This window comes from Stenotrophomonas sp. STEN018, assembly GCF_056760235.1.
Window position 1 is genome coordinate 1 of sequence record NZ_JBRREK010000089.1, and the last position, 10319, is coordinate 10319.

At 62.9% G+C, this 10319-nt stretch carries 8 protein-coding genes; 4 read left to right on the top strand and 4 right to left on the bottom strand.

All coding sequences use genetic code 11. From position 1 onward, the window contains the following. Positions 1 to 127 precede the first annotated feature (127 nt). Together ACVOMB_RS19875 and ACVOMB_RS19880 are read right to left on the bottom strand one after the other, a co-directional pair. Entirely contained in the window at positions 128 to 1255 is a 1128-nt protein-coding gene (locus ACVOMB_RS19875; RefSeq protein ID WP_481532772.1) for a fatty acid desaturase family protein, read from the bottom strand. Between the two features lie 3 nt (positions 1256 to 1258). Beyond that, complete coding sequence (locus ACVOMB_RS19880) at positions 1259 to 2311, bottom strand: ferredoxin reductase (RefSeq protein ID WP_481532773.1); 1053 nt, start codon at positions 2309 to 2311, stop codon at positions 1259 to 1261. A 93-nt stretch (positions 2312 to 2404) separates the two neighbouring features. Between ACVOMB_RS19880 and fabR the strand changes: the two genes are divergently transcribed. Continuing rightward, a complete protein-coding gene (fabR, locus tag ACVOMB_RS19885; RefSeq protein WP_481513984.1) occupies positions 2405 to 3067 on the top strand; it encodes an HTH-type transcriptional repressor FabR in 663 nt (220 codons plus the stop codon). Between the two features lie 171 nt (positions 3068 to 3238). Here the strand turns inward: fabR and ACVOMB_RS19890 are convergent, their stop codons facing one another. Beyond that, on the bottom strand, positions 3239 to 4351 hold the full coding sequence (locus ACVOMB_RS19890; protein ID WP_481532774.1) for a DUF1615 domain-containing protein: 1113 nt from the start codon (positions 4349 to 4351) through the stop codon (positions 3239 to 3241). An 89-nt stretch (positions 4352 to 4440) separates the two neighbouring features. Here ACVOMB_RS19890 and ACVOMB_RS19895 point away from each other — a divergent pair, with 89 nt between their 5' ends. From ACVOMB_RS19895 to ACVOMB_RS19905, 3 genes are all read left to right on the top strand, one after another. Further along, entirely contained in the window at positions 4441 to 5634 is a 1194-nt protein-coding gene (locus ACVOMB_RS19895) for a GGDEF domain-containing protein (protein ID WP_481532775.1), read from the top strand. 131 nt (positions 5635 to 5765) lie between these two features. Beyond that, positions 5766 to 6542 (top strand): HipA family kinase, encoded by a 777-nt coding sequence (locus ACVOMB_RS19900; protein ID WP_481532776.1) that lies wholly within the window; start codon positions 5766 to 5768, stop codon positions 6540 to 6542. After that, entirely contained in the window at positions 6520 to 6912 is a 393-nt protein-coding gene (locus ACVOMB_RS19905) for a DUF3037 domain-containing protein (protein ID WP_481532777.1), read from the top strand. Before ACVOMB_RS19900 ends, ACVOMB_RS19905 begins: the two co-directional genes overlap by 23 nt. A gap of 440 nt (positions 6913 to 7352) precedes the next feature. Here ACVOMB_RS19905 and gyrA read toward each other — a convergent pair whose 3' ends face one another. Further along, positions 7353 to 10052: a DNA gyrase subunit A gene (gene gyrA / locus ACVOMB_RS19910; protein ID WP_481532778.1), complete on the bottom strand. Its 2700-nt coding sequence runs from the start codon at positions 10050 to 10052 to the stop codon at positions 7353 to 7355. Positions 10053 to 10319 lie beyond the last annotated feature (267 nt).

Below are 10319 nucleotides of genomic sequence, written 5' to 3' on the forward strand. Positions count from 1 at the left end.
CGGGCTCCGGGCGGCCCCTGTCCGGCGGGGGCCGGGGCGGGCCCCAACAACCCCCCCAACACCTCCCCCCGCCGCCGGGGCCGGGGGGGGCCCCCCGCTTTTCAGGCCATCAGCAGACTCAACTGCCTCAGCTTGCTTCAGCCTGCGGTTCGCCAACCAACGGCCGTTCCGGCGCCGGCTTGCTCGGGAAGGCATGGCGCAGGATCCGCCACATCACTTGACCGAACTGACGCGGCAGCGAGCCGGTGTTGTAATGCTGGCCGTAACGCGCGCAGATCTCCTTCACCTCCACCGCCATCGCCGCATAGCGGTTGGCCGGGATATCCGGATAGAAGTGATGCTCGATCTGATGGCTGAGATTGCCAGTCATCACGTTCATCAACTTGCCGCCGGTCAGGTTGGATGAGCCGCGCAGCTGGCGCAGATACCAATGGCCGCGACCTTCGTTGCGGATGCATTCCTTTGGGAAGGTTTCGGCATCGGCGGTGAAGTGACCGCAGAAGATCACCACATAGGTCCAGACGTTGCGGATGATGTTGGCCGCCACATTGCCCAGCAGCACCGGCAGGAAGAACGGGCCAGCCAATGCCGGGAACAGCACATAGTCCTTCAGGATCTGCAGCATCGCCTTGCGGCCAACCGGACGCGCCTGGTTCCACAGCTGCTTGAGGGTCATCTTGCCGACCAGCACGCGGCCGATGCGCAGATCCTGTATGGCGATACCCCACTCGAACAGCAGCGCGAACACCACTGCCACAAACGGCTGAGCGAGGAAGAACGGATGCCAGCGCTGCTCCGGGAATATCCGCAGCAAGCCGTAGCCGATGTCATCGTCCAGCCCGCGTACGTTGGTATAGGTGTGGTGGCGGAAGTTATGGGTCTTGCGCCAGTTTTCCGAGGTGCCGGCGATATCCCATTCGTAGGTCTTGCCCTGCAGCTGCGGATCGCCCATCCAGTCGTACTGGCCGTGGATGACGTTGTGCGCAAGCTCCATGTTTTCCAGAATCTTGGACAGCGCGAGCAGCAGCACACCGGCTATCCACGCCGGCACCAGCACGCTGTGTACGAATGCTCCAAGGAACAACAGCGCACGCCCGGCTACGCCGGTCCAACGCACCGCCGCCACGATCCGACGGATGTAGCGGGCGTCGCTGGCACCGAGCAGGGCCTGGTGCCTTGCGCGTACGCCGTCCAGTTCATCACCAAAGGTCTGCAGCTCGGCGGGAGAAAGCACGCGGTTGTGCACGGAAGACATGACTTACAGCTCCAGGGTCAAATCGGTACTGGCGCTGTTGACGCACAGTTTGAGCGGGACAGACGGCTCGCTGGCGTAATCGCCGGTCAAGGTATGGCGGGTGATGCCCGAGGTTTTCCCGCAGACGCAGGTATTGCAGATACCCATGCGGCAACCGCTGGCCGGCTTGATGCCGGCAGCTTCAAGCGCAGGCAACAAGGCAACGCCACGCGGCACGGTGAGCGTGCGGCCGGTTTTGAGCAGCTGTATCTGCACACTGCCCTGCTCCACTTCGGCCAGCTGCGGCGCGCTGAACGCCTCGCTGTCGAACTGCGCCACCTGTGCCTGCAGACGCGCACGTGCGGCATCGACAAAGCCGCCGGGACCGCAGGCCAGCACATGCGCTGCGCCCAGATCGCCGAGACCGTCGAGCTCATAGCTGCCCACACGCGCTACAACCTCCCCGGTCACCGCCAGATGCAGACGGAACGATGGGTGGCGCGCGGCGATGGCATTGAACTCGTCGACGAAGCACAGCTGCTCGCGCTGACGAGCCCAGTAAATCAGATCGACCGAGCCGGGCATGCCCTGCGCATCCAGCTGGCGCAGCAAGGCGCGCATAGGCGTGATACCGCTGCCTGCGGCCAGCATTACCAGCTTCGGCGCCGGGGTTGCCGGCAACAACATCTCACCGAAGGCCTGCCCCAGCGCGAACACCTCGCCGATGCCAGCCTGTTCAGACAGGTACTGGCTCAGCTTGCCACCGGCGATACGCTTGACCGTGATCGCAAGGCGGCCATTCTCAAGCACCGCGGGGCTGTAACTGCGTGTGGTCAGCCGCCCATCCAGCTCGGCACCAAGATTGATGTGTTGGCCGGCCTGCACGCCACGGAAGTGGCGATTGGGCTGCAATTCAAGGGTGACGGCGTCAGCGCTGGCCTCATGCCGCGCCACCAACCTCGCCAATGGCCGCCGCAGCGTCCACAGCGGATGCACCCGGGAAGACCAGAAATCAAAGAAACCTTCACTCAGCCAGGGGATCGGCGGCGGCGAGGTATTGCGGTAGACAGCACTCATGTCGCGCACTATACGGCCGAGCATACGACTGTGTATACAGTTGTATATTGCCAGTACAGGCTATGATTCACGGACCTGACCGGCCCGAGCCCCATGACAGCACGCGAACAGCCCCTGCCCGCACAAGACGACCTGCACCCGGCGCGCAAGGCTTCCATCTCGCGTGACGACCTGCTGGCCGCCGCTTTATCCCTGATCGGCCCGCATCGCAGCGTATCCACGCTGAGCTTGCGCGAGGTTGCGCGCGAGGCTGGGATCGCACCGAATTCGTTCTATCGTCAGTTCCGCGACATGGATGAATTGACGGTTGCACTGATTGATCTGGCAGGTCGTTCACTGCGCACCATCATCGGCCAGGCGCGGTTGCGCGCGGCCGACAGCAATCGCGGGGTGATCCGCCTGTCGGTGGAAACCTTCATGGAGCAGTTGCGCGCCGACGACCGCCTGATGCACGTGCTGTTGCGTGAAGGCACCGCCGGCTCGGACGCGTTCAAGCATGCCGTGGACCGCGAGCTGGAGTATTTCGAGGAAGAGCTGAAGGCAGACCTTGTGCGGCTGGCTGCACTGGACGGCGCAACCCTGCATGAGCCCGCCCTGGCCGCCAAAGCCATTACCCGGCTGGTGTTCGCCATGGGCGGCAGCGCGATTGATCTGCCCGAACAGCGCGACCCTGAGTTGATCGAAGAAATGTCGCAGATGATCCGCATGATCATCACTGGTGCCCGCGCGCTGGCGCGGCATCCGGTCAAGGCCTGATCCAAGCCGACCGACCTTGTGGGGTTGTGGATTGTGGGAGCGGCGTAAGCCGCGAAGCTGATGGTCCGTCCGATCACAGTTATCCCTGCGACTTCGTTGGCGTCTGCCTCGCGTCTTACGCCGCTCCCACAAAGGTTTGTCGGTGACGCCCCTGCCGAGCCTGGCTCGGCACTACCTTTGCAGGCATTGGCGGTAGCGGCTGTCGACTCTATTGGCAAACCATTCTGTGGTCAGTTCGCGGGTGATCTTGGGACTGTCCAGGCGGATGCCGGGAGTCAATGCGCGCGGCAAGTTCTTCCCGGCGCGCGCATCGGCCAGCGCGAACACCTGCGAATGCAGCGCGCTGTTACTGAACTCCAAGCGATCCGACTGCGCAAGCGCGCGACGTATCTCACGCTCATCCATGCCCAGCCGCGGCGCAAGCCTGCGCACCGCCAGTTCGGTCTGGCCGGGCTTGTCGATTGGCGCGTCCGGCACCAGCAGATCGCCGTCCAGCGCCAACGACACACCAGTCAAACTGCTCACCGCGCTCTGGAAAGCAGCATTGCGACTCGCATAGCGTCCAGCGTTGTAGTCGGCAAACCGATGCACCTTCTGCGTATAAGGCGTCTGGTAGTCGAGTAGATGGGCGATGCCGAAGTACACACCGCCGCGCCTGGTAAACACCTCATCGCGGATGCTGCGCGCCACCGGGTACGGATAGTTCTGTGCGTTGGCCTGCGCAAATGGAATGCTGACCTGCATTGCGCCTCCGGTCTGCACGGGATTCTTGCCAGCAAACAAACGCTGCCCCATCGGCACGCGGCCAATGATTTCCTCGTACAACTCACTCAGGTCACGTTCGCTGCGTACCCGCGCCAACTGCTCCCCGTAACTGCGCCCATCACTGGCCTTGACCTTCAAACCTGCATCCACCAGTAATTTCGGTACATGCATGGCCGCAGCACGGCGATCTATTTCGCCTCGCGCAATCCGCGGCAGATTGGGCACCTCTGGATTGGCGCGATAGCCAGACTCCTGTTCGATCACCGCCAACGTTGCACAGATGTTCTCGACCGAAGGCTCGATGTGCTGCGCGTTGAAGGCCACGCGGATTTCGCCGGCCCAGCCAGTGCGGTCGCCGACGGTCGCCGGAATGCGCCTCACGATCTCATCCTGCACCACTGCCGCCGACGGTCCCGGTGGGGACGATGGCAGCGTACTGCAGGAGACCAGCACCAAGGCCGCAAGCAGGCTCAGCAGTGCCTGCGCCGTCGCTCCGGCACACCGCCGAGGGAAAACCACGGAGGTGCTGCGCCAACCATCGTATGTCGCCTGCCTACCCATATACTTTGCACCCTCGCCTGTCCAAACCGCCGAACGTGGCTTGACCCTTGAGCGCCACCGCTGAACAGTACTTCCCGCTTGTGGTCCCCGCCACCTCCCTGCTGTTGGGGTTGGCGCTGCTGGCCGGTTGGCGTTCATTGCGTGAACACCGCTACCTGCTGTGGTTGGCGGGTGGCTACATCTGCACCGCGTTTCCACTGGCCGCCCAGATCCTGATGGACAACGCGCAGCTGGCGATCTGGTCAGTGCTGACCGGAGCCTTGTACTGCGCGGGCAGCTGGGCCACCGCGCAGGGTTTTGCGATCAGGTCCGGCGGAAGAGTGTCACCTTGGGCTGCGCTGGTCGTCAGCCTCGGTACGCTGTCAGCACTGTTTTGTTTCTCACAGCTCAGCGACGTACTAGGCGCGCGCATTGTTTTCCTCAACCTCGGCATGGGCCTGCTGCTTGCTTTGGCATTGCCGGTACTGTTCGGCCGCGACCGAGCGGACACATTGTTCGAGCGCCTGCTGCGCCGGACCTACCTGCTGTTGGTGGTGTACGCGGTCCTGCGCCCCTTGCTGGCCTGGTTGCTGGCCGGCTGGTTCACCAGCAGCGGCTTGCCGCGCTCAGGGCTGTGGCTGTGGATGCTGGCCTTCAACCTGCTGCTCAATCTGTGGCTGCTTTTTTTGCTGCTGGGCGGGCTGGCCCAGCAACTGATGGGCGAACTGCGCCACGAGCGCAACCATGACCCGCTTACCCTGCTACTCAACCGCCGCGCCTTCTTCGAGATCGCCAACCAGCGCCTGCAACACGGTCCCGCCAACCACTGGGCACTGCTTGCCTGCGACGTCGACCACTTCAAACAGGTCAACGACACCTGGGGCCATGCAGCCGGTGACAACGTACTGCGCCAGGTCGGCGTACTGCTGCAACAGATGACACGCCCGGGCGATCTGGTCGCGCGCTTTGGCGGAGAGGAATTCGTGCTGCTGTTGCGCTGTGCTGATCTACCCACCGCCATCCGGATTGCTGAACGTATCCGCATCGGTCTCAGCGAGATGCGCTGCTCACCGGCGAAGCAGACCATGACCGCCAGCTTCGGCGTCACCCTGGTGGTGGCAGCGGACGATCTGGAAAACGCATTGGAGCGCGCAGACCTTGCCGTCTACCGAGCCAAGCACGAAGGGCGCAACCGGGTGATTGCCAGTTCATCACAGGATGGCATCGGCAGCCTTCACGCGAACCAGCAAGCCACGCTCTGATCCAAAGCTGCAGCTCACTTGGCTGTGGCACGTATCTGAGCGCAGGGACGCACGAGCGCCTGCCGTCGGCCATACCACCGGGTGCGTCAGCTTTGCGCTAGGCTTGCCCTTCTTCCAGACAGCACATTCCCGTGAAAACCGTTCACGCCACCCGCTACATCACACCGTTGCGCGAAGGCGGCTCATTGCCAGCGGTGATCGAAGCCGATGACGATGGCATGTACGTCATCAAGTTCCGTGGTGCCGGCCAAGGCCCCAAAGCACTGATTGCCGAACTGGTGGTTGGCCGGCTTGCGCAGGTACTAGGCCTGCCGATGCCGGACATCGCCCTGGTCGAACTGGACCGCGAGTTTGCCCGCACCGAGCCCGACCCGGAGATCCAGGACCTGATCCGTGCCAGCGAGGGCACCAATCTGGGCAGTGATTACCTGCCGGGCGCGATCAATTACGACCCTGCCGCGATGCAACCCGATGCTGAGCTTGCCTCGCGCATCGTCTGGTTTGATGCCTATACCAGCAACGTCGATCGCACCGCGCGCAATCCCAACCTGATGGTGTGGCACCGCAAGCTCTATCTGATTGATCACGGCGCGGCGCTGTACTTCCACCACGACTGGGAGAACGCCGGCGAAGCCTGCGGCAAGCCGTTCGTGTTGATCAAGGATCATGTATTGCTGCCGTTCGCCGCTTGCGTCGCCGAAGCCGACGCGGCGCTGGCTCCCTTGCTGACCGATGCGGTCATCGACGGCATCGTCGCGCAGATTCCGGACAGCTGGCTGCAGACCGAGCCCAGTTTTGCCGACGCAAGCGCTTACCGCTCGGCCTATGCAAACTATTTGAAGCGCCGCCTGCAATTGCGCGAAGCCTTCGTACAGGAGGCCATCCGTGCCCACGCTGCATACCTATGATTACGCCATCATCCGCGTGGTACCGCGGGTGGAGCGCGAGGAATTCATCAACGTGGGCGTGATCGTCTCCTGCCCCAGCGCTGGTCACCTGCAGGCCGCCATCGAGATCGATGTCGCGCGTCTGCAGGCGTTTGCGCCGCAGCTGGATCAGGCTGCGGTGCAGCCATGGTTGGACGCCATCGTCGCAATCTGTCGTGGCGAGCCCGGTGCTGGGCCGATTGCTCAGTTGCCACCTCGTGCACGTTTTCACTTCCTGACGGCCAAACGCAGCTCGGTGGTACAGACTTCGGTGACCCATGTAGGCCGCACCGCCAACCCTGCCGGCATCGTTGAGCACCTGCTCGAGCGCATGGTGCGTACACCGCGCTGAGTCGCCGGCCGGAACGCTCAGTCAATCGACACCTGTACATGTTCGGCTGGTGCTCTACCGGTACTGCCGAGCCATGCTCGGCATGGGCGTTGCCGGTGAAGCCTATGCCGAGCAGGGCTCGGCACTATGGAATCCGCATGACACGCGTGGCGCTTGTCGCTGCGAAATTGTTCGCAGGGGCTGGCTGGGCTTTGGGCTTTGGGCTTTGGGCTTTGGGCTTTGGGCTTTGGGCTACGAGCTTAAAAGCTTGCCCTCACCCCAACCCCTCTCCCGCTGGCGGGTTAGGGGCTAATGCACTGCGAGCGCAAGCATTCCTAGCCCCTCTCCCGCCTGCGGGAGAGGGGTTGGGGTGAGGGCAAGCTTCTAGCCGATAAAGCCAGTCGACCCCAAAGAAAAAGCGCCGGCATGCCGGCGCTTTTTCAAACTCAAACCCTGAAAAATCAGGCTTCCGGCGCAGCCGGTGCCACTGCTTCCACAGTGCCTGCAGCGTCGTCTTCCAGCACCTCGTCCTCAGCCTCAAGCGAAGCATCCAGACGTTCAACCGCCTGCAGCTTCTCGCCCTTGGACAGACGGATCAGAGTCACGCCCTGGGTGTTACGGCCTACGCGCGAGATCTCCGAACCACGGGTACGCACCAAGGTGCCACCGTCGGAAATCAACAACACTTCATCGCCGGTACCCAACAGCACCGCGCTGACCAACTTGCCGTTGCGCTCGCTGGTCTGGATGCCGATCACGCCCTGCGTACCACGACCCTTGCGCGGATAATCCGCCAGCGGGGTGCGCTTGCCGTAGCCGTTTTCGGTCGCGGTCAGGATGTACTGCACGCCGGCATCGTCTGCAGCTTCGACGATCTCGCCGCCGTCCACTGCCACTTCCTCGACGCCGTTGTCCTCTTCGTTCTCATCCTCAACGCCGCCAGCACTTTCGGCGACGATCAGGCTGACCACTTCCTCGCCCTTGGGCATCTTGATGCCACGCACGCCGGTTGCGGTACGGCCCATCGAGCGGACCTTGTCTTCGCCGAAGCGGACGGTCTTGCCGTTGGAGGCGAACAGCACGATGTCACGCTCACCATCGGTGAGACCGACGCCGACCAGCGCGTCACCGTCATCGAGGTTGATGGCGATCTTGCCGCGCGCCAGACGGAACGCGAACTCGCTCAGCGGAGTCTTCTTGACCGTGCCGTTGCGGGTAGCGAAGAACACGAAGTGGTTTTCGTCGTACTCGCGCACCGGCAACACCGCCTGCACGCGTTCACCACTCTCCAGCGCGATCCAGTTGATGATCGGGCGGCCACGTGCGTTGGAGCCGGCTTCCGGCAACTGATGCACCGGCAACCAGAACACCTTGCCCGAGCTGGTGAAGGTCAACAGCGTGTCATGGGTATTGACCAGCCACAGCTGCTCGATCGAATCCTCGTCCTTGGTCGCTGCGGCACTACGGCCACGGCCACCACGACGCTGTGCGCGGTAGGCACTGACCGGCTGACGCTTGACGTAACCGGCACGCGACAGCGTCACCACCACGTCTTCCGGCGCGATCAGATCGAGAATATCCAGATCTTCTTCGCTGTGACGGATTTCGGTACGACGCGCGTCGCCGAACTCGGCGCGCACGCTTTCCAGCTCATCGCGGATGACCTGCAGCAACACGTCTGGATTTTCCAGAATGCGGATCAGGCCAGCGATGACTTCCAGCAGCTGCTTGTATTCTTCGGTCAGCCTGTCCTGCTCCAGCCCGGTCAGGCGGTGCAGGCGCATTTCCAGGATCTGCGTGGCCTGCACTTCGCTGAGCTGGTAGGCACCGTTGACCAGACCAATACCCTTGGGTAGGTCTTCCGGACGCGAGGCCTCGGCGCCGGCGGCACCCAGCAACGCGCCGACCAGACCTGGCTGCCACACCTTGGAGAGCATGCGCTCCTTGGCTTCAGCTGGATTGGCCGAGGTCTTGATCAACTCGATCATTTCATCGATGTTGGCCAGGGCAACGGTCAGGCCTTCCAACACGTGCGCACGGGCACGCGCCTTGCGCAGTTCAAAGATGGTGCGGCGGGTCACAACCTCACGGCGGTGGCGGATGAACGCCTCCAGCACTTCCTTGAGGTTCAACAGCTTCGGCCGGCCATCGACCAGCGCTACCATGTTGATGCCGAACACCGACTCCATCTGGGTCTGCTGGTAAAGGTTGTTGAGCACAACCTCGGCCGACTCGCCGCGCTTGATTTCGATGTAGATGCGCATGCCGTCCTTGTCGGACTCATCGCGCAGCTCGCTGATGCCTTCGAGCTTCTTTTCCTTGACCAGCTCGGCGATCTTCTCGATCAACCGCGCCTTGTTCACCTGGTACGGAATCTCGGTGACGATGATCGACTCGCGACCATTGTCAGCCACTTCGATATCAGCCTTGGCACGGATACGCACGCGGCCACGGCCGGTGCGGTAACCGGCGATGATGCCGGCGGTGCCATTGATGATGCCGGCGGTGGGGAAATCCGGACCCGGGATGTATTCCATCAAGCCATCGACATCGATCGACGGATCGTCGATCAGCGCGATGCAAGCGGTGATGGCTTCGGTGAGGTTGTGCGGCGGAATATTGGTCGCCATGCCCACCGCGATACCGGCCGAACCATTGACCAGCAGGTTCGGGAACCGGGTCGGCATGACCGTCGGCTCCAGTTCCTTTTCGTCGTAGTTAGGCTGGAAATCGACGGTTTCCTTGTCGATATCGGCCATCAGCTCATGCGTCAGGCGCGACATGCGGGCCTCGGTGTAACGCATTGCTGCCGCCGAGTCGCCGTCGACTGAACCAAAGTTACCTTGGCCGTCCACCAGCATGTAACGCAGCGAGAATGGCTGCGCCAAACGCACCAGCGCATCGTAGACCGACTGATCGCCGTGCGGGTGGTACTTACCGATCACGTCACCGACGATACGCGCCGACTTGAAGTACGCCTTGTTGCTGTGAGCACCCAGCTCATTCATCGCAAACAGGACGCGGCGATGAACTGGCTTGAGGCCATCGCGGGCATCGGGGAGTGCGCGGCCGACGATCACGCTCATCGCGTAATCGAGGTAGCTCTTGCGCATCTCGTCTTCCAGGTTGACCTGGATGATTTCCTTGGCGTTTTCTGCCATTCGGGTTCCGTTGTCAGGTAGCGATCCCGTCCGCTGGCGGCACCTTGACGGGCCATCCTGCCGGAAACTCGGATCAACCTGCGGAGTCTATCACAAAGGCCAGTTTTTCGCCGCCATTTACGGGGCTTTTACCGGAAGAAATCAGGAACTTAGGGGCCGCCACAGGGTAGTGGGGGGGGGGGGGGGGGGGGGGGGGGGGGGGGGGGGGGGGGGGGGGGGGGGGGGGGGCGGGGCGGGCGCCGCCCCCCCCCGCCGGCCCGGGCCACG